Annotated in this window: 21 protein-coding genes; 13 read left to right on the top strand and 8 right to left on the bottom strand. The window is 71.2% G+C overall.

Annotated features, from left to right (window positions below; genetic code table 11):
- Nucleotides 1–17: 17 nt before the first annotated feature.
- Both meaB and ACSNOG_RS17500 read left to right on the top strand, forming a co-directional pair.
- On the top strand, nt 18–977 hold the full coding sequence (gene meaB, locus ACSNOG_RS17505) for a methylmalonyl Co-A mutase-associated GTPase MeaB (protein ID WP_436753569.1): 960 nt from the start codon (nt 18–20) through the stop codon (nt 975–977).
- A gap of 133 nt (nt 978–1,110) precedes the next feature.
- Nucleotides 1,111–3,015 (top strand): transglycosylase domain-containing protein, encoded by a 1,905-nt coding sequence (locus tag ACSNOG_RS17500; protein ID WP_436753568.1) that lies wholly within the window; start codon nt 1,111–1,113, stop codon nt 3,013–3,015.
- Between the two features lie 22 nt (nt 3,016–3,037).
- Here ACSNOG_RS17500 and ACSNOG_RS17495 read toward each other — a convergent pair whose 3' ends face one another.
- The 4 genes from ACSNOG_RS17495 to ACSNOG_RS17480 all read right to left on the bottom strand — a co-directional run bounded on the left by ACSNOG_RS17495 (nt 3,038) and on the right by ACSNOG_RS17480 (nt 5,662).
- A complete protein-coding gene (locus tag ACSNOG_RS17495) occupies nt 3,038–3,514 on the bottom strand; it encodes a MarR family winged helix-turn-helix transcriptional regulator (RefSeq protein ID WP_436753579.1) in 477 nt (158 codons plus the stop codon).
- Between the two features lie 98 nt (nt 3,515–3,612).
- A complete protein-coding gene (locus ACSNOG_RS17490; protein WP_436753567.1) occupies nt 3,613–4,377 on the bottom strand; it encodes an AIM24 family protein in 765 nt (254 codons plus the stop codon).
- The gene (locus tag ACSNOG_RS17485; protein ID WP_436753566.1) at nt 4,374–5,024 is read right to left on the bottom strand and encodes an AIM24 family protein; all 651 of its coding nucleotides are present in this window, start codon (nt 5,022–5,024) and stop codon (nt 4,374–4,376) included. The genes ACSNOG_RS17490 and ACSNOG_RS17485 overlap by 4 nt, the downstream gene beginning before the upstream one ends.
- Entirely contained in the window at nt 5,024–5,662 is a 639-nt protein-coding gene (locus ACSNOG_RS17480; RefSeq protein ID WP_436753565.1) for an AIM24 family protein, read from the bottom strand. The genes ACSNOG_RS17485 and ACSNOG_RS17480 overlap by 1 nt, the downstream gene beginning before the upstream one ends.
- 173 nt (nt 5,663–5,835) lie before the next feature.
- Here ACSNOG_RS17480 and ACSNOG_RS17475 point away from each other — a divergent pair, with 173 nt between their 5' ends.
- Together ACSNOG_RS17475 and ACSNOG_RS17470 are read left to right on the top strand one after the other, a co-directional pair.
- Nucleotides 5,836–6,189, top strand: a complete 354-nt coding sequence (locus tag ACSNOG_RS17475; RefSeq protein ID WP_190022109.1) for a DUF3817 domain-containing protein — start codon at nt 5,836–5,838, stop codon at nt 6,187–6,189.
- Nucleotides 6,186–6,482, top strand: coding sequence for an MTH1187 family thiamine-binding protein (locus tag ACSNOG_RS17470; RefSeq protein ID WP_436753564.1), 297 nt, complete (start codon nt 6,186–6,188; stop codon nt 6,480–6,482). Before ACSNOG_RS17475 ends, ACSNOG_RS17470 begins: the two co-directional genes overlap by 4 nt.
- A gap of 75 nt (nt 6,483–6,557) precedes the next feature.
- Here ACSNOG_RS17470 and ACSNOG_RS17465 read toward each other — a convergent pair whose 3' ends face one another.
- From ACSNOG_RS17465 to ACSNOG_RS17455, 3 genes are all read right to left on the bottom strand, one after another.
- Nucleotides 6,558–6,809, bottom strand: coding sequence for a type II toxin-antitoxin system RelE family toxin (locus ACSNOG_RS17465; protein WP_436753563.1), 252 nt, complete (start codon nt 6,807–6,809; stop codon nt 6,558–6,560).
- Nucleotides 6,806–7,060, bottom strand: coding sequence for a type II toxin-antitoxin system Phd/YefM family antitoxin (locus ACSNOG_RS17460; protein WP_436753562.1), 255 nt, complete (start codon nt 7,058–7,060; stop codon nt 6,806–6,808). Before ACSNOG_RS17460 ends, ACSNOG_RS17465 begins: the two co-directional genes overlap by 4 nt.
- A gap of 97 nt (nt 7,061–7,157) precedes the next feature.
- Nucleotides 7,158–7,514 carry a hypothetical protein gene (locus ACSNOG_RS17455; RefSeq protein ID WP_436753561.1) on the bottom strand — a complete coding sequence of 119 codons (357 nt, stop codon included), beginning with the start codon at nt 7,512–7,514 and terminating at the stop codon, nt 7,158–7,160.
- Between the two features lie 97 nt (nt 7,515–7,611).
- On the opposite strand from ACSNOG_RS17455, the gene ACSNOG_RS17450 reads away from it, so the two are divergent.
- The 5 genes from ACSNOG_RS17450 (at nt 7,612) to ACSNOG_RS17430 (ending at nt 12,068) form a co-directional block, all read left to right on the top strand.
- The gene (locus tag ACSNOG_RS17450; protein ID WP_436753560.1) at nt 7,612–8,832 is read left to right on the top strand and encodes an MFS transporter; all 1,221 of its coding nucleotides are present in this window, start codon (nt 7,612–7,614) and stop codon (nt 8,830–8,832) included.
- A gap of 31 nt (nt 8,833–8,863) precedes the next feature.
- Nucleotides 8,864–9,226: a hypothetical protein gene (locus tag ACSNOG_RS17445; protein WP_436753559.1), complete on the top strand. Its 363-nt coding sequence runs from the start codon at nt 8,864–8,866 to the stop codon at nt 9,224–9,226.
- 43 nt (nt 9,227–9,269) lie between these two features.
- Entirely contained in the window at nt 9,270–9,791 is a 522-nt protein-coding gene (locus tag ACSNOG_RS17440) for a MarR family winged helix-turn-helix transcriptional regulator (protein WP_436753558.1), read from the top strand.
- A gap of 56 nt (nt 9,792–9,847) precedes the next feature.
- The gene (locus tag ACSNOG_RS17435) at nt 9,848–10,177 is read left to right on the top strand and encodes a DUF3817 domain-containing protein (protein WP_436753557.1); all 330 of its coding nucleotides are present in this window, start codon (nt 9,848–9,850) and stop codon (nt 10,175–10,177) included.
- 190 nt (nt 10,178–10,367) lie between these two features.
- Entirely contained in the window at nt 10,368–12,068 is a 1,701-nt protein-coding gene (locus ACSNOG_RS17430; protein WP_436753556.1) for an acyl-CoA mutase large subunit family protein, read from the top strand.
- 101 nt (nt 12,069–12,169) lie between these two features.
- On the opposite strand, the gene ACSNOG_RS17425 is transcribed toward ACSNOG_RS17430, so the two are convergent.
- Nucleotides 12,170–12,787, bottom strand: coding sequence for a TetR/AcrR family transcriptional regulator (locus ACSNOG_RS17425; RefSeq protein WP_436753555.1), 618 nt, complete (start codon nt 12,785–12,787; stop codon nt 12,170–12,172).
- 182 nt (nt 12,788–12,969) lie between these two features.
- Between ACSNOG_RS17425 and ACSNOG_RS17420 the strand changes: the two genes are divergently transcribed.
- The 4 genes from ACSNOG_RS17420 to ACSNOG_RS17405 all read left to right on the top strand — a co-directional run bounded on the left by ACSNOG_RS17420 (nt 12,970) and on the right by ACSNOG_RS17405 (nt 16,852).
- Nucleotides 12,970–13,941, top strand: coding sequence for a tetratricopeptide repeat protein (locus ACSNOG_RS17420; RefSeq protein ID WP_436753554.1), 972 nt, complete (start codon nt 12,970–12,972; stop codon nt 13,939–13,941).
- A gap of 557 nt (nt 13,942–14,498) precedes the next feature.
- Nucleotides 14,499–15,140, top strand: coding sequence for a DUF6230 family protein (locus tag ACSNOG_RS17415; RefSeq protein ID WP_436753553.1), 642 nt, complete (start codon nt 14,499–14,501; stop codon nt 15,138–15,140).
- Between the two features lie 103 nt (nt 15,141–15,243).
- Nucleotides 15,244–15,723, top strand: a complete 480-nt coding sequence (locus ACSNOG_RS17410; RefSeq protein ID WP_436753552.1) for a DUF6114 domain-containing protein — start codon at nt 15,244–15,246, stop codon at nt 15,721–15,723.
- Nucleotides 15,713–16,852, top strand: coding sequence for a hypothetical protein (locus ACSNOG_RS17405; RefSeq protein ID WP_436753551.1), 1,140 nt, complete (start codon nt 15,713–15,715; stop codon nt 16,850–16,852). The genes ACSNOG_RS17410 and ACSNOG_RS17405 overlap by 11 nt, the downstream gene beginning before the upstream one ends.
- Nucleotides 16,853–16,952 lie beyond the last annotated feature (100 nt).

The raw sequence follows: 16,952 nt of genomic DNA, 5'->3' as shown, positions 1-16,952 counted from the left end.
ACGAGAACGGAGCCGTGATGGTGGACGTCCCCGCCCTGGTGGAGCAGGCCCGCGAGGGCAGGCCGCGCGCCGTGGCCCGGCTGATCTCCCTGGTGGAGGGGGCGTCCCCGCAGCTGCGCGACGTCATGGCCGCCCTGGCGCCGCTGACCGGCGGCGCGTACGTCGTGGGTCTGACGGGCTCGCCCGGTGTCGGCAAGTCGACCTCCACGTCGGCGCTGGTCAGCGCCTACCGGCGGACGGGCAGGCGGGTCGGGGTGCTGGCCGTCGACCCGTCCTCGCCGTTCTCGGGTGGCGCCCTGCTCGGCGACCGCGTACGGATGTCCGACCACGCCTCCGATCCGGGGGTGTACATCCGTTCCATGGCCACGCGCGGTCACCTCGGCGGTCTGGCCTGGGCCGCCCCGCAGGCCATCCGCGTCCTGGACGCGGCCGGGTGCGACGTGATCCTCGTCGAGACGGTCGGCGTCGGCCAGTCCGAGGTGGAGATCGCCTCCCAGGCCGACACGAGCGTGGTGCTCCTCGCCCCGGGGATGGGCGACGGCATCCAGGCCGCCAAGGCGGGCATCCTGGAGATCGGCGACGTCTACGTCGTCAACAAGGCCGACCGCGACGGCGCCGACGCCACCGCCCGCGAGCTCAACCACATGCTCGGGCTGGGCGAGGCGAGGCGGCCGGGCGACTGGCGGCCCCCGATCGTCAAGACGGTCGCCGCGCGCGGCGAGGGCACGGACGAGCTGGTCGAGGCCCTGGAGAAGCACCGGGCCTGGATGGAGGAGCGGGGCGTGCTGACGGAGCGCCGCACGGCCCGGGCCGCCCGCGAGGTCGAGACCATCGCCGTTACGGCCCTGCGCGAACGCATCGCCGACCTGCACGGCGACCGCCGCCTGACCGCCCTCGCGGAGCGCATCGTGAGCGGATCGCTGGACCCGTACGCCGCCGCGGACGAGCTGGTTGCGGGCCTGACGGAACAGGCGTAGCGGAGCACGGATCCGGGCGCACGGCCTCGCACCCGTGCGCCGTCATGGAACGCTCATACGGATCTTCGAACCGGATCTTGGTCGGGGGACGTCTTCACGGACGTCCCCCGTTTCCGTCGAGAGCGATCGGCCCTTGAGTACGAACCGGCACAAGCTGCGTCCCCGCCGCCGCAGGAGCACAGAGGAGTCGGCGACCCGCAAGCGCTTCATCGACTACCCCCGTCAGGGGAAACGCGGCGTGCGTCGCTGGCTGCCCTCGTGGCGGCTGGTGGGAGGAACCTTCCTGCTCGGCCTGGGCGGCGTGACCGGGCTGTTCGCGTGCGTGTACGCGAGCGTCGACATCCCCGACGAGAACGCCGCCGCCCGCCAGGAGGCCAACACCTATTACTGGTCGGACGGTTCGCGCCTGGCGAGCGTCGGCGAGGTCAACCGCACCATCGTCCGGCTGTCGGACGTACCGCAGTCCACGCAGAACGCGGTGATCGCCGCCGAGAACGAAAGTTTCTACCGCGACCGCGGAGTCTCCTTCAAGGGCCTCCTGCGGGCCTTCGCCAGCACGGCGGGCGGCGAGGAGACGCAGGGCGGCTCCACCATCACCCAGCAGTACGTGAAGAACACCTACCTCTCGCAGGAGCAGACCGCCACCCGCAAGGTCAAGGAGTTCGTCATCTCGCTGAAGGTGGACCGGACCAAGAGCAAGCAGGAGGTCCTGCAGGGCTACCTCAACACCAGCTGGTTCGGGCGCGGGGCGTACGGGATCGAGGCCGCCGCCCAGGCGTACTACGGCGTCCCCGCGAAGAAGCTCGACCCGAGCCAAGGCGCCATGCTCGCCGCCCTGTTGAAGGGCGCCGAGCTCTACGACCCCTCGGTGAGCCGGAGCAACCACGAGCGGGCGGAGGACCGCTGGAAGTGGATCCTGGACCGGGAGGTGAAGACGGGCCGGATGTCCCGCGCGGAGCGGGAGACGTACCGCACCTTCCCCGAGCCCCGCGGGAAGTCCGTGTCCACCGGGCTCGGCGGCCAGGCCGGCTATCTGGTCGACGTCGCCAACAAGGACATCAAGCAGCGGGCCATGCTCACCGAGAAGGACCTCGCCCACGGCGGCTACCGGATCCACACCACCTTCGACAAGAGCCGCATGCAGCAGCTGAAGAAGGCGGTCGACGGCGTCCTCGCCCAGGACGTCGACCCGCGGAAACGGCCGGATTCCGATACGGACGTCGAGGTCGGCGCCGCCTCCGTGCGGCCCTCGGACGGCGCCGTCCTCGCGCTCTACGGCGGCCCCGACGCCACGAAGCACTTCGCCAACAACGCCGACACCTCGGGCGTCCCGGCGGGATCGGCCTTCAAGCCCTTCGTCCTCGCCGCCGCCCTGCAGGACGGCGTGGACCCCGGCAGCTACTACGACGACAACGGCAAGCTGCAGCAGGCGGAGGACTCCGGTCCGGACGAGAACCACCCCACCCTGCGCCGGGCGCTGACGAGCGGCGGCAACGCGACGTACGCGCGCCTGGGGCAGCAGGTGGGCCTGAAGAAGGTGCGGGACACGGCCGTGCGGGCCGGCCTGCTCAAGAGCAGCATGGCCGGGCTGGACGAGGGCTTTCCCGTCGGCACGTCCACGCCGAGCGCGATCCGCATGGCGGCGGCGTACGGCACCTTCGCCAACCAGGGCCTGCAGAACGACCCTTACTCCGTCACCAAGGTCGTCAAGGACGGCGCGTCGGTGGGCGGCTTCGAGAGCCGGGCCACGGCGCGGCGGGCGCTGGAGAAGGACGTCGCGGACGAGGTGGCGAGCGCCCTGCGCGACCCGGACGGGGGCTCCTGGTCGGCGGGGCGGACCGGCGACCAGGACCGCCTGAAGTCGGCCTGGTTCACCGGCTGGTCCGGGAACCAGGCCACGGCCGTGACGGTGTTCCGTACGAAGCCGGAGGGCGGCCCGCTCCTGCCGCTGGCGGAGCTGGGCGGCGAGGAGGGGCAGCGGGGCAACGCCCTCCCGGCCCGCATCTGGGCGGACTACACGGGCACGGCCCGCCCCTGAGCCCGGGCGCGGCCGCCGGGCGTCAGGTGCGGCCGCGCAGGGAGCGCAGGTGCTGGGCGACCGGGGCCAGGGAGCCGTAAAGGGCCTTGAGGTCCGCCTCGCCCAGCAGGTCGATGAAGTGCTCGCGCACGGAGGCGACGTGGTGCGGGGCGACCTGCCGCATGGTGTCCCAGCCGTGCTCGGTGAGGACGGCGTACAGGCCCCGGCGGTCCGACTCGCAGTTCTCGCGCCGGACCAGGCCCGCGTTCTCCATGCGGGTGATCTGGTGGGAGAGGCGGCTCTTCGACTGCAGGGTGGCGGTCGCGAGGTCGCTCATCCGCATGCGGTGGTCCTCGGACTCCGAGAGGTTGACCAGGATCTCGTAGTCGTTGTTGGTGAGGCCGAACGGCTGCAGGTCCCGCTCGAGCTGGTGCATCAGCAGGCGGCTGACGTCCAGGTGGGCGCGCCAGGCGCGCTGTTCCTCTTCGCTGAGCCAGCGGGTGCCGTTCTCGGTGTCCATAGACATAGAGGAATTCTACCTAAGAAAGTTGAAAGATTAACCAGTTGTGTGCGGAGCGTGAGGTCACACGTTCGACGTCACACTCCGCAGAGTACCGCTCACAGCCCGAAGCGGCGCTGGAGGTCTCCGAGCTGGCCCGGCATCCGGGGCGTGGTTGGCTGATTCGAGGGGGTTGCGTGGGGGACCCCTTCCTGCTGCGGCGTCTCGCCGGTCGGAATGCCGGCCATCAGCTGCTCCGTGGACTGCAGCAGCACCGTACCGGCGCCGACGAACTCGAACTGGTGCTCCTCGCCCGAGGTGCCGCCGAGACCCGTGAGGGCGCGCACACCGCCGAGCACCCCCCGCAGGTACTGGTGGTCGTAGTGGTGGCAGGGGGAGGGGCAGTCCGCCCAGCCGACGAGGGCCTGCGGGTCCACCCGGATGGGTGGCTCCACGAAGACCACCGGGCCGTTGGAGGCGGCCACGAACTTGCCCGTGCCGATCAGCGTGAGGAAACCCGGGACGATCGACTGCTTGAGCGAGAGCGACGGCTGGAACGCCAGCAGGTTGCCCGACCGCACCGTCAGATTGCCGTCCTCCAGGTCGTAGGAGTTGACGTCGAAGCCGCGGTCGGCGAGCAGCATCTTGCCCTTGCCCTCGGCGACCACCCAGTCCGCGGCGTGCAGCGGCGAGTGGAAGCTGTGCGCGATCAGCCGGTCGAGGCGGCCGTGGCCGATGCCGTGGAAGTCGATCTGCCCGTAATAGGCGATCATCTTCCCCTTCTGCAGGAACCACTGGCCGTCGAGATCCACGCTGAAGGCGTACGGATTGACGTTGTCGTCGGCCGGGAGGGTGTGCGCGTCATGGACGACCGGACCGTTCACAGCTTCTCCTCCGACGCCTGTACGTAGACCGTGCCCTCGCCGGACAGCTCCAGCTGGAACGCCTCCCCCGAGCCGCGCCCCACCATCTCGCGCCAGCCGATGGCGGTGGAGAGCTTGCTGCGGACGTCACCGCGGTGGGCGACGTAGGCCTGCGGGTCCACGTGGACCGGCCGGCCGGACCGGATCGGCAGCTCGATCACACCGCCGTGGGCCATCACGGCGACCGCCCCGTGGCCCTTGAGGGTGGTGGTGAACAGGCCCTGGCCCGTGACCTGGCCGCGGACCATGCCCATGACGCCGCCCTGCGAGCCCATGAACATCGTGCCCTGCTGCAGGCCGCCGTCGAAGGCGAGCAGCCGGTCGGCCTCGACGTAGAGGGTCTCGCCCGACAGCTCGATCACCTGGACGTGATGACCGCCGTGGCCGAACATCACCGTGCCGCTGCCCTCCACGGTCATCAGCGGAGTGGCCTCATTGGCGATGCGGCGGCCGATCATGCCCATCACGCCGCCCTGGCCGCCGGTGATGCTGGGCGTGAAGGAGACGTCGCCCTTGTAGGCGAGCATCGCGCCGCGCTGGCTGAAGAGGCGCTGGCCGGGAACCAGCTGCGCCTCCACCATGCGGGAGTTCAAGGTCCGGAACGGCATCAGACATCGCCCCCCAGGGTCGTGCGCTCGCTCGGCTGTACGTAGACCAGGCCCTCACCCTCGAAGCGGATCTGGAACGCCTCGCCGGAGCCCTCGCCGATGAACGTGCGGAAGTTGACGCCGGACTGGAAGTGCTGCTTGAGCTTGCCGGTGTGGGCGATGTACGCACCCGGGTCGACCTGCAGGGGGGTGGACGGGGTCACGCGCAGCACGACCGCGGTGCCGTCCGACATGATCGCCGCCTGGCCGGTGCCCTCGACGGTCGTGGTGAACAGGCCGTTGCCCTGGGAGGCGCCGCGCAGACCGGTGAAGGTGGTGCCGGTGCGCAGGCCCGCCTCGGCCGCGAGGAGGTTGCTCGCCTCGACGTGGAGCGTCTCGCCGCGCAGGGAGACCAGGTTGATCTCGGTCGCCCGGTCGGCGAAGTAGCAGGTGCCGTGTCCTTTCACCTCCATCACTTCCATCTGCTCGCCGGTGAGCCGGCGGGTGACCATGCCGCGGAGGCCGTCACCGCCGCCGGTCATCTTCTTGAACGTCATCTCGCCCTCGTACGCGACCATCGACCCGTTCTTGGCCTTGACCGCGTCTCCCGTCAGGTCGACGGCGAGGACTTTGCTCCCCTGGAGCCGAAACTGTGCCACGGGACGACGCTAGCGGGCGGTCCCGCCGGTCCGACAGGCCCTTGGTCCCGGAATGACCCCGGATCCCTGCGTCCGGGACGGGGCTGCAACAATGGACGAGCTTGTGAATGTCATCACAAGCTGTAGTCGTCCCGCCACTGTCCAGCCCCTGACTCACGAAGGTGCGTACCCCCGTGGACATCAAGACCGCCTCCGCCCTGCGCCGGCTCCGCCTGGTCTCCGCCCCGGAGGCCGTTTCCTTCCTGCTGCTGATCGTCTGCTCCGTGCTCAAGCGCACGACGGACTTCAACGCCGTACCGGTCATGGGAGCCGTCCACGGCATCCTCTTCGTCATCTACGTCCTGTTCTGGCTCGACGCCTGGAACAAGACCAAGTGGCCCCTGAAGACCGCGGCCCTCTACTTCGTCCTCTCCGTCCTGCCCACCGGCGGCTTCTTCGCCGACCGCATGCTGCGCCGCGAGGCCGAGGCGAGCCTGATCGCCGCCCGCGCCCGCAAGGAGAGCGCTCAGCGGACGGCCAGCGCATGATCGTCGCCTTCTCGGTCTCGCCCCTGGGCGTCGGAGAGGACGTCGGCGAGTACGTGGCGGACGCGGTGCGCGTGGTGCGCGAATCCGGTCTGCCCAACCGTACGGACGCGATGTTCACGTCGATCGAGGGCGAGTGGGACGAGGTCATGGACGTCGTCAAACGAGCCGTCGCCGCGGTCGAGGCCCGCGCGGGCCGCGTCTCCCTCGTCCTGAAGGCGGACATCCGCCCGGGCGTGACGGACGGCCTCACGTCGAAGGTCGCCACGGTCGAGCGCTACCTCTCCGAGGGCTGACCTCAGCTGACGAAACGGCCCGGGCCGAAGCACTGGAGTGCTTCGGCCCGGGCCGTCGTCGTCATTGGGGTGCCGTCAGCCAATGCGGCCGACGTGGATCACCACGATGGTGACGGACTCCCCGGAGATCTCGTAGAGCACGCGGTACCTGCCCACGTGCATCCTCCGCAGGTCGGGCGAGCCGTACTCGACCGACCCAGTAGGGCGGGGCTCGGCGGACAGCAAGTCCACTGCGGTGAAGAGCTGGCGAAGCCCTTCGGGGTCGTCCTTGAGGAACCGGGCAGCCGCGTCGATGGCGGGCTCATCCCAGATGATCTGAAAGGTCACTCACGCTCCAGGCCAAGTCGCATTCGCACATCCTCATGCGGGATGCCAACCGCCGTGCCGGCGGCTAGCCGTTCCCGGTAGAGGGCCAGTGCGAGGGCGTCCTCGATGTCGGCGAGTTCCTGGGGGTTGATGAGCACAGCCGCGGGCTGGCCGTGATCCGTGATGGTGATGCGTTCGCGGGCGTGCGAGGCCCGGCGGACCAGAGCTCCGAAGCGGGCCCGCGCCTCGGTGATCGGCAGAGTGTCACTCATGTGCAGAACTGTACACTTCCCGCTTCTTTCGCGTCCTGGGGTTGTTGCAACTCAGTGAGGCGACCACGGACCGAGGCGCGGAGCTGACCGTCAGGCGTCAAACGTCGCCGGCCAAGGCCATGCTCATGGGGGTGCCTTCGTCGGGGGCCTGGTGGCCGTGGTGGCCCAGGTGGCGCGAGGTCAGGGCGGCCCGCGGGTCGCGCTCGGCCCACAGACCACCGCTACCGCCCGCCAGGAAGTCGGGGTGGTAGCCGTCGGCCGGTACCAGCAGGGACAGCGCCGCCAGGTCGAGCTCGGCCGCGGCCTCCCGGTGCCGCCGCAGCCAGGGCAGGTGGTAGCCGTGCCGCTCGGGCCGCAGCAGGGTGTAGAGGCATTGGTGCGTCTCCCACAGCGGGGAGATCCCGAACCGGCAGCGCAGCAGGTCACCGGCTTCGAAGCGCATGTGCAGCGGCATGTCCGCCACCTTTCCGGCCGCCCCCGCCGGCGCCCATTCCTTCGGCTGCAGCCGAAAGACTAGGCCCGCCGTCGAAGGCCTGCGCACCCTTCCGCGCATGTCAACGACACAGGACCCCCTCTCCACGGCCCCCGCCGCCGGCTACCGCGCAGCCTTCGCCGTACGGGAGTTCCGCGCCGTCTTCGCGGCCCACCTGCTCTCCCTCCTCGGCATCGTCGTCGGCGAGATCGCCCTGTCCGTCCTCGTGTACCGGGTCACCGGATCGCCGCTGCTCGGCGCCCTGACCTTCGCCGCCGGCTTCCTGCCCTACGCGCTGGGCGGCACGCTGCTCGCCGGCGTCGCCGACCGCTACCCCGCCCGGCGCGTGCTCGTCGTGTGCAACCTGCTCTGCGCCGCGGACGCGGCGGTGATGGCGCTGCCGGGCACCCCGGTGGCCGCCCTGCTCGCGCTGCGCGCCTTCAGCGCCCTGATCGGCCCGGTCCTCGCCGGGACGAGATCGGCCACCCTCGGCGACGTCCTCGGCGAGGGCGACCTGTTCGTCCTCGGCCGCTCCCTGATCCGGATCGTCACGCAAGGCGCCCAGCTCGCCGGTTTCGCGGCGGGCGGGCTGCTGCTGACCGCCGTCGCCCCGCGCACGGCCCTCCTCTCCACGGTGGCCGGCTTCCTCGCCTCCGCGCTGCTCCTGCGCTTCGGGACGCGGCGGCGCCCGGGACGGGCGACCGGGAACGCGGCCGTGCTCCGGGCCTCGCTCTCCGGGGCGAGGCGGCTCCTCGCCGACCGCCGCACCCGCGCCCTGCTCCTGCTGTCCTGGCTGCCGCCGTTCTTCCTCGTCGCCCCCGAGTCCCTCGCGGCGCCGTACGCCGACGAGATCGGCGCCGGCACGGTGGGGGTGGGCCTGCTGATGTGCGGGATGCCGGTGGGGACGATCGCCGGTGAGGTGCTGGCCGGTTCGCTGCTGGGCCCGCGGGCCCGCGAGCGCATCACGCTGCCCGCGGCGTCCGTGCTCCTGCTGCCGTTCCTCCTCTACGCCGCAAGGCCCTCCCTCGGCTGGGCGCTGGGAGCCGTCGCGCTGGCCGGGCTGGGCGCGGCGTACACGCTCGGGCTCGACCAGTGGTTCGTCGCCGCCGTGCCCGAGGAGCTGCGCGGGCGGGCGATGACCCTGCAGACGGCCGGGACGATGACGATCCAGGGACTCGGCATGGCCCTGGCCGGGGCGGCGGCCGAGTACGCGCCCGTCCACTGGGTTGTGGCGGGTACCGGAGTGATCGGGACCCTGGTGGTCGGGTGGGTCGTGCGGGGTGTCGTAGGCTCGGCGTGATCCACGATCAAGGCCCACAGGGGGAGTTGCGATGCTCGACGTTTTCACCGGCGGTGCCAAGAAGGCCGGAGCCGACTTCGAGGTCGTCGTGCTGCGTGACACGCAGGCGGTCGCGGCGGCGATACGCGAGGCGCTGGCGGACGCCGGCGCCGAGGAGCGGCCGGGCCTGGAGCGGGCGGCCGCGCTGATCGCCCGGCACGCGGCCCGCCCGGAGCGCGAGGTGCGGGCCGAGTGGGTGCGCGGCATCCTCGCCGAGGCGGGTGTTGACGCGCGTAGCCAGGAGCTGCACGCGATCAAGGCGCTGCGCAAGGCCGAGCGGGGCCTGAGTCTCGCGACGGCGGTGCGGCTGGTGCGCGAGGCCGCGACGGTGCCGACGGAGCCGTCCGGGATCTGAGATGACCCCGGACGCGATATGACCGAACTGTAGGCTCGGGACCGTGCCCAAGCCGCTCAGCCTTCCGTTCGACCCCATCGCCCGAGCCGATGAGCTCTGGAAGCAGCGGTGGGGTTCCGTGCCGTCGATGGCCGCGATCACGTCGATCATGCGCGCCCATCAGATCCTGCTGGGCCAGGTCGACGCGGTCGTCAAGCCGTACGGGCTGACGTTCGCGCGCTACGAGGCGCTGGTGCTGCTCACGTTCAGCAAGGCCGGCGAGCTGCCGATGTCGAAGATCGGCGAGCGGCTGATGGTGCACCCCACGTCGGTCACCAACACCGTCGACCGGCTGGTCGCCTCCGGCCTCGTCGCCAAGCGCCCGAACCCCAAGGACGGGCGCGGCACGCTCGCGTCGATCACCGACAAGGGGCGCGAGGCGGTGGACGGCGCCACGCGCGACCTGATGGCGATGGACTTCGGCCTGGGCGCCTACGGGGCGGAGGAGTGCGGCGACATCTTCACGATGCTGCGGCCCCTGCGGGTGGCGGCGGGCGATTTCGAGGAGCCGGGCGAAGAGGAGTAGCGCGCCCGGGCGGGGCGGCGAAGATCGCCCCGGAACGGGCGGTTACGCTCGATGCCATGAAGAAGAGCGTGTTGACCCGATACCGCGTGATGGCCTACGCCACCGCCGTGATGCTGCTGGTCCTCTGCGCCAGCATGGTCCTCAAGTACGGCTTCGACACAGGCGCGAACGCGACGCTGGTGATCTCCCAGATCCACGGCGTGCTCTTCATCGTCTACCTGGTCTTCGCCTTCGACCTGGGCTCCAAGGCGCGCTGGAAGTTCGGCAAGCTGCTGTGGGTGCTGGTGTCGGGCACCATTCCGACGGCCGCGTTCTTCGTGGAGCGCAAGGTCGTACGCGAGGTCGAGCCGCTGATCGTGGACGATCCGGTCCGGGCCACCGCCTGACGCGGCCGCGGGCGCGTCAGGCGCCCGCCGCCGGCCCCGTCGCCCCGCGGCACCCGCGACACCCCGCCCCGGACACCCCTTGTGTTCGGGGCACTCTTGCGCGACGATTTACTAGGACGTCCTAGTAAATTGCCGCCGGGCCGGCACCGGACCGGAGCGGGGCGGGACGCGGAGAGGTGGACGACAGCACATGGATGCAGCAGCCATCGAGGCCGGCCGAGGCCGCTGGCAGCAGCGGTACGACGCGGCCCGCAAGCGGGACGCCGACTTCACCACCCTCTCCGGTGACGAGGTCGCCCCCGTCTACGGCCCCCGCCCCGGCGATGCGTACGAGGGCTTCGAGCGCATCGGCTGGCCGGGGGAGTACCCCTTCACCCGCGGCCTGTACGCCACGGGCTACCGCGGCCGCACCTGGACCATCCGCCAGTTCGCCGGCTTCGGCAACGCCGAGCAGACCAACGAGCGCTACAAGATGATCCTCGCCAACGGCGGCGGCGGTCTGTCGGTCGCGTTCGACATGCCCACCCTGATGGGCCGCGACTCCGACGACCCCCGCTCGCTCGGCGAGGTCGGCCACTGCGGCGTCGCCATCGACTCCGCCGCCGACATGGAGGTCCTCTTCAAGGACATCCCCCTCGGCGACGTGACGACGTCCATGACCATCAGCGGGCCCGCCGTGCCCGTCTTCTGCATGTACCTCGTCGCCGCCGAGCGGCAGGGCGTGGATCCCTCCGTGCTCAACGGCACGCTGCAGACGGACATCTTCAAGGAGTACATCGCGCAGAAGGAGTGGCTCTTCCCGCCCGAGCCCCACCTGCGCCTGATCGGCGACCTGATGGAGCACTGCAGCCGCACCATCCCCGCCTACAAGCCCCTGTCCGTCTCCGGGTACCACATCCGCGAGGCCGGGGCCACGGCCGCGCAGGAGCTCGCCTACACCCTCGCCGACGGCTTCGGGTACGTGGAGCTCGGCCTGAGCCGCGGGCTCGACGTCGACACCTTCGCGCCCGGCCTGTCCTTCTTCTTCGACGCCCACGTCGACTTCTTCGAGGAGATCGCGAAGTTCCGCGCCGCCCGCCGCATCTGGGCCCGCTGGATGAAGGAGGTCTACGGCGCGACGTCGGAGAAGGCGCAGTGGCTGCGCTTCCACACCCAGACCGCGGGCGTCTCGCTGACCGCGCAGCAGCCGTACAACAACGTCGTGCGCACGGCCGTGGAGGCGCTGGCCGCCGTCCTGGGCGGCACCAACTCCCTGCACACCAACGCCCTCGACGAGACCCTCGCCCTGCCCAGCGAGCAGGCGGCCGAGATCGCCCTGCGCACCCAGCAGGTGCTCATGGAGGAGACCGGCGTCGCCAACGTCGCCGACCCGCTCGGCGGCTCCTGGTACGTCGAGCAGCTCACCGACCGGATCGAGGCCGACGCCGAGAAGATCTTCGAGCAGATCAAGGAGCGGGGCCTGCGGGCGCACCCCGACGGGAAGCACCCCATCGGCCCCGTCACCTCCGGCATCCTGCGCGGCATCGAGGACGGCTGGTTCACCGGCGAGATCGCCGAGAGCGCCTTCCGCTACCAGCAGTCCCTGGAGAAGGGCGACAAGCGCGTCGTCGGCGTCAACTGCCACCACGGCTCGGTCACGGGCGACCTGGAGATCCTGCGGGTCAGCCACGAGGTCGAGCGCGAGCAGGTGCGCGTCCTGGGCGGGCGCAAGGCCGGGCGCGACGACGCGCGCGTGCGGGCGTCGCTGGAGGCGATGCTGGCCGCCGCGCGCGACGGCTCCAACATGATCGAGCCGATGCTGGAGGCGGTGCGGGCGGAGGCGACGCTGGGAGAGATCTGCAACGTCCTGCGGGAGGAGTGGGGCGTCTACGTGGAGCCGGCGGGCTTCTGAGCCCGGGGTCGCGCGAGTCCTCTTCTTCGAGCGCCGGAGGGGTTTGTTCCGCTGATGTCCCGGCGGAACGAACCCCTCCGGCGTGACGCGTGGCGGCGCGGCTACGCCCGCAGGCCCCCGATCAGGAGCGTGGCGAAGCCGCGGGCCCATGCGCGGTCGACCGGCTCCGCGCTGACCAGCGTGCGGTGCACGACCGCGCCGGCGATCACGTCGAAGATCAGGTCCGCCGTGCGGGCCGCGGCCGACGGGTCCTCCTCCCGGGGCAGTTCCCCGCGCGCCTGGGCGCGCTCGCGCCCCAGGAGGACCAGGCGCTTCTGGCGGTCCACGATCGCCCCCCGGATGCGTTCGCGCAGGGCGTCGTCCCGCGTGGACTCGGCGACCACGGCCATGAGGGCCGTCTTCGTCTCCGGCCGCTCCAGCAGCGCGGCGAACCGCAGCACCACGCCCTCGACGTCGGCCTGCAGGCTGCCGAGGTCCGGCAGCTCCAGGTGGTCGTCGAAGAGCGCCGCGACCGCGTCCACCACGAGCTCGTTCTTGTTCGCCCAGCGCCGGTAGAGCGTGGTCTTCGCCACCCTCGCGCGGGCGGCCACGTCGCCCATCGTCAGCTTTCCCCAGCCCAGCTCGACCAGCGCGGCGCGCGTCGCGTCGAGGATCGCGCGGTCGGCCTCGGGGCTGCGCGGGCGGCCGGTGCGGCGCGCGGGGGGCGGGACGGCACTCATGCCCGGGACCCTACCGCCGAGTAGCCCGTGCGCCAGGGGGGCTTGCGGAGAGGGCGGGGGGTGCAGTTACGCTACGGCTCGTAGCGTAAGAGCGACAACCACGGACGCCGGGTGGGGACCCGGTGTCGCAGCGCCACCGCTATTTTTCCGGTTCACCGGGTCGAGGGGGGAGGATAGGGCCCATGCAGCCACGGAACATGTCCATGAGTGGAGTGGTCGACCTCGCCGCGGTGAAGGCGGCCGGGGAAGCCAAGCAGAAGGCGGAGCAGGCGCGCGCCGAGGCGGCCCGCCAGGGCACGCCGCCCACCGCCGCGGGCCGTCTCGTCTTCGACGTCGACGAGGCCGGCTTCGAGGCCCAGGTCCTGCAGCGCTCCGCCGAGGTGCCCGTCGTCATCGACTTCTGGGCCGACTGGTGCGAGCCGTGCAAGCAGCTCGGCCCGTTGCTGGAGCGGCTCGCGGCCGAGTACGCGGGCCGTTTTGTCCTCGCCAAGGTCGACGTCGAGGCCAATCAGCTGCTGTTCCAGCAGTTCGGCGTGCAGTCGATCCCCGCGGTCTTCGCGGTGGTGGCCGGCCAGGCCCTGCCGCTCTTCCAGGGCGCCGCGCCCGAGGCCCAGATCCGCCAGGTGCTCGACCAGCTCGTGCAGGTCGCCGAGCAGCGCTTCGGGATCGTGGGCGCGCCCCTCTCCGCGGATGGCGCGGAGGAGGCGGGGGCCGCGGAGCCCCAGGCGCCCGCCGGTCCGTACGACGGCGTGCTGAGCCTCGCGCACGAGGCGCTCGACAAGGGCGATCTGAGCGGTGCCGTCCAGGCCTACAAGAACGTGCTGGCCGACGACCCGGCCCACCCCGAGGCCAAGCTGGGCCTCGCGCAGGCAGAGTTGCTCCAGCGCGTCCAGGGGATGGACCCGCAGGTGGTCCGCAAGGCCGCCGCGGATGCCCCGGGCGATGTGCAGGCGCAGATCGCCGCGGCCGACCTCGACCTGGTCGGCGGTCACGTCCAGGACGCTTTCGGCCGTCTGATCGACGCGGTCAAGCGCACTGCCGGTGAGGACCGCAATGCGGCGCGCGTGCGGCTGTTGGAGCTCTTCGAGGTGATCGGGGCGGACGACCCGCGGGTGAGTGCCGCGCGGACGGCGCTCTCTCGCGCGCTGTTCTGACACAAACGAAACAGCGGCATCGCTTTACCAAAACTTGGTAATCGGGGCCGCCGTTACTGCGAGTAAGGAAAACCCGGGCTTTCGCCCGGGTTTTTCTGTTACCTCCGCTTCTCTCCGGGCACGGTGCGGCGACCTCGCCGCGCGCGCCGATACGCGCCGGACGCCCCGCGGTTATCGGCTCGTTACTCGCTAGTAATGAACCTCTTGTGCAGGAGCCGTGAATGCACCACGATCGGCCAAGCTCGGTCCATTCCTCCAACCCGGCAGCCGGCCGGCGTCGGAGGAGCGGGTCCCCACCGGGCGGACCGGCCCCGTGCGGGCCGGTTCAGGGACAGGGGGGTCCCCGCCGCACTCCGGCGGGGCCTGTCCCCGAGGTTGCGCGAAGGCGTGGCCAAGTGGTTGTCGCTCGGGGGTGATCGCCGGTGTTCCCGGAGGCGTTTCGCGCCGCCGGACGATGGCGCTCCTCTTCCCGAGGACGTAGCACGTCTCCCATCCCCGGGTGCGGCTCGCGACGCGAGGCCCGCGCCGGAGATGTACGTCCGAGAAGGAGGCAAGTCATGGAGTCCCAGACTCGTGGTGGGACCAGATGGCGGCGGTTCGCCGTCGTCATGGTGCCCAGCGTCGCGGCGACGGCCGCGATCGGCGTCGCCGTCGCGCAGGGCGCGCTGGCGGCGTCGTTCAGTGTTTCGGGCCAGCAGTTCCAGGTCACCGCCGGGAAGCTGCACGGCACGGGGTTCGTCCAGTACGGCGCGATGGACCAGACGAAGGCGGGTGCCAAGCCCGTCGCGGTCGTCGGCATCGAGACGGCGGAGATCAGCAACCTCTGCCAGGCGGTCACCATCCCCATCCCCGTCATCGGCAAAGAGGTGTCGATGAAGCTGGAGGCCGGGGGCGACAAGCAGGTGACGGCGTCGAAGCTCTACATCGACGCCGAGGACATGAAGGCCAACGCCAAGTTCAAGAACGTCGACATCGGCGTGTCCGTGGACGACACCACCAAGGGGCCGGGCCCCGCGGGCGCGGGCAAGAACGGCGAGGGTGCGCACGTGGCGGGCTCGTTCGCCCAGCAGGCGGAAGAGGTCTGGTTCGACAGCGTCGACCAGAAGGCCTGGGCGACCTCGGCGGGCACCTTCACGCTCCCCGGTCTGCACATGGGCGTCAGCTGGGGCAAGTCCCCGTGCACGGTGCCCAAGGGCTGACACGCTGAACGGGCGGGTGCGGGACGGGAAGCGCGCGCTCCCGTGCCCGTACCGCGTCCGCGCCGTACCGAAGAAGATGCCCGTCCCCTAGGAGCTGTACGACATGAGCGTCGACACGCGACCCCAGCAGGTCGGTTCATTCGGCCGCGCCCGCCGTTCGTTCCGGGAGTGGCGGTGGCAACGCCCGTTCTGGGGCGGCCTGTGGACCCTGCTGTCCGGGATCCCGATCATGTACATCCCCTACCAGACCATGACCTTGGGCGACCTGCACATCCGCATGTCCACGACGGCGGGTGCCGGGTCGCTGATCATAGGGGTGCTGCTGGTCGTCCTCGGCCTGACGCTCTGGTTCCAGCAGCAGTCCCGGATCTTCGCCGGCGTCGCGGCCATCCTGCTCGCGCTGGTCTCCCTGGTCGTCTCCAACTTCGGCGCGTTCCTCATCGGTTTCCTGCTCGCCCTCGTCGGCGGCGCCCTCGGCGTTTCCTGGGCGCCCGGCAGGCCCGTGGCGGCCTCCGGTGCCAAGGCGCCGGCCGCCGCCGTGTCGCTCAGCAAGGAGCGGGACGGAGGCGACCGTGACGAGTGAGGGGCCGCGCCACGCCGCGCCCAGAAAGCCGTTGCTCGCCCGGCTGCACATGCCGGCGGGCAAAGCCGTCGCCCTCGCGGCCATGCCGAGCGCGGTCCTCATGGGCATGGGGCTGACCCCCACGCTGGCCGCCGCCAAGCCCGCACCCAAGAAGCTCTTCGACGGGGCCTGCGCCACGGCTCCCGACACGGCGGCCGACGAGGAGTCCCCGGACGCCGGTAAGTCCGGCGCACCGAGCGGGAAGCCGAGCGGGAAGGCGAGTGCCGGCCCGAGTGCCGCGCCCGGCGCGGGGGCATCGTCGGCGCCCGCCGCGGACGCGAAGAAGCCCGGGAAGCCCGGGACGCCGGAGAAGCCGGCGGCTTCCGGGAAGGGCACGCCGGCGAAGCCCGCGGCGCCCTCCGGCTCGCCGTCCCCGGCGGCCAGGCCCTCGTCGCAACCGGACACGACGCGGAAGGCCCCCTCGGAGAAGCCGGGGGAGAAGGACGGGACGAAGGAAGACGCAAAGCAGGAGGACAAGGACAAGGGCAAGGGCGAGGACGCGGACAAGAACGCCCCCTCCGCCGGGCCGTCCACGTCCCCGAGCCCGGCCCCGTCCGGCTCGGGCTCGCCCTCGGCCGCCCCCGAGACGGGCGACGGCGAGCTGCCGCCCTGCCCCAAGGGCACGGTCGTGGACGAGAACGAGCACCGCGCCTTCCCTCACCAGCCCTGGTACCTGGAGGCGAGCAAGCTCACCCTCACGGGGCTGACGTACGAGGGCGTCAAGAAGATCACCATGGTGAACGGGCAGAAGAAGAACGTCCTCAAGTTCACCGCCGACTCGCTGGCGATCAAGGACCTGCACCAGATCGTCAACAGCCGGGGCAAGCAGTACCACGTGGCCGGCATGGGCACGGAGTCCACCATCACCGGCGGCAAGGTCACGATGTACACCGAGGAGCTGAAGGGCAACCTGCTCGGGATCATCCCGGCGACGCACTCGCCCGGCATCCCGCCGCCGCTGATACCCGGGCTGAAGCTGCCGATCCCGGTCTTCTACACCAACGTCAAGATCCGTCAGGCCGGGCAGTTCGGCGGCACGCTGCACATCCCGAACCTGCACCAGTACCTGACCGACGGCACGTACCCGTAGACACCTACCCGTAGACACGCGCCCGCAGGCATCCCCGTAGAGCGGCGCGCACCTGCGGAAAACGGCAGTGGCCGCCGTCCCCTTCCGAGGCTGTCTCTTA

Origin of the sequence: Streptomyces sp. URMC 124 (genome assembly GCF_051386455.1) — a bacterium.
In the GTDB taxonomy this organism is placed as follows: domain Bacteria; phylum Actinomycetota; class Actinomycetes; order Streptomycetales; family Streptomycetaceae; genus Streptomyces.
The sequence above is the reverse complement of the archived record's forward strand: the minus strand, read 5'-3'. Positions and strand labels throughout refer to the sequence as shown.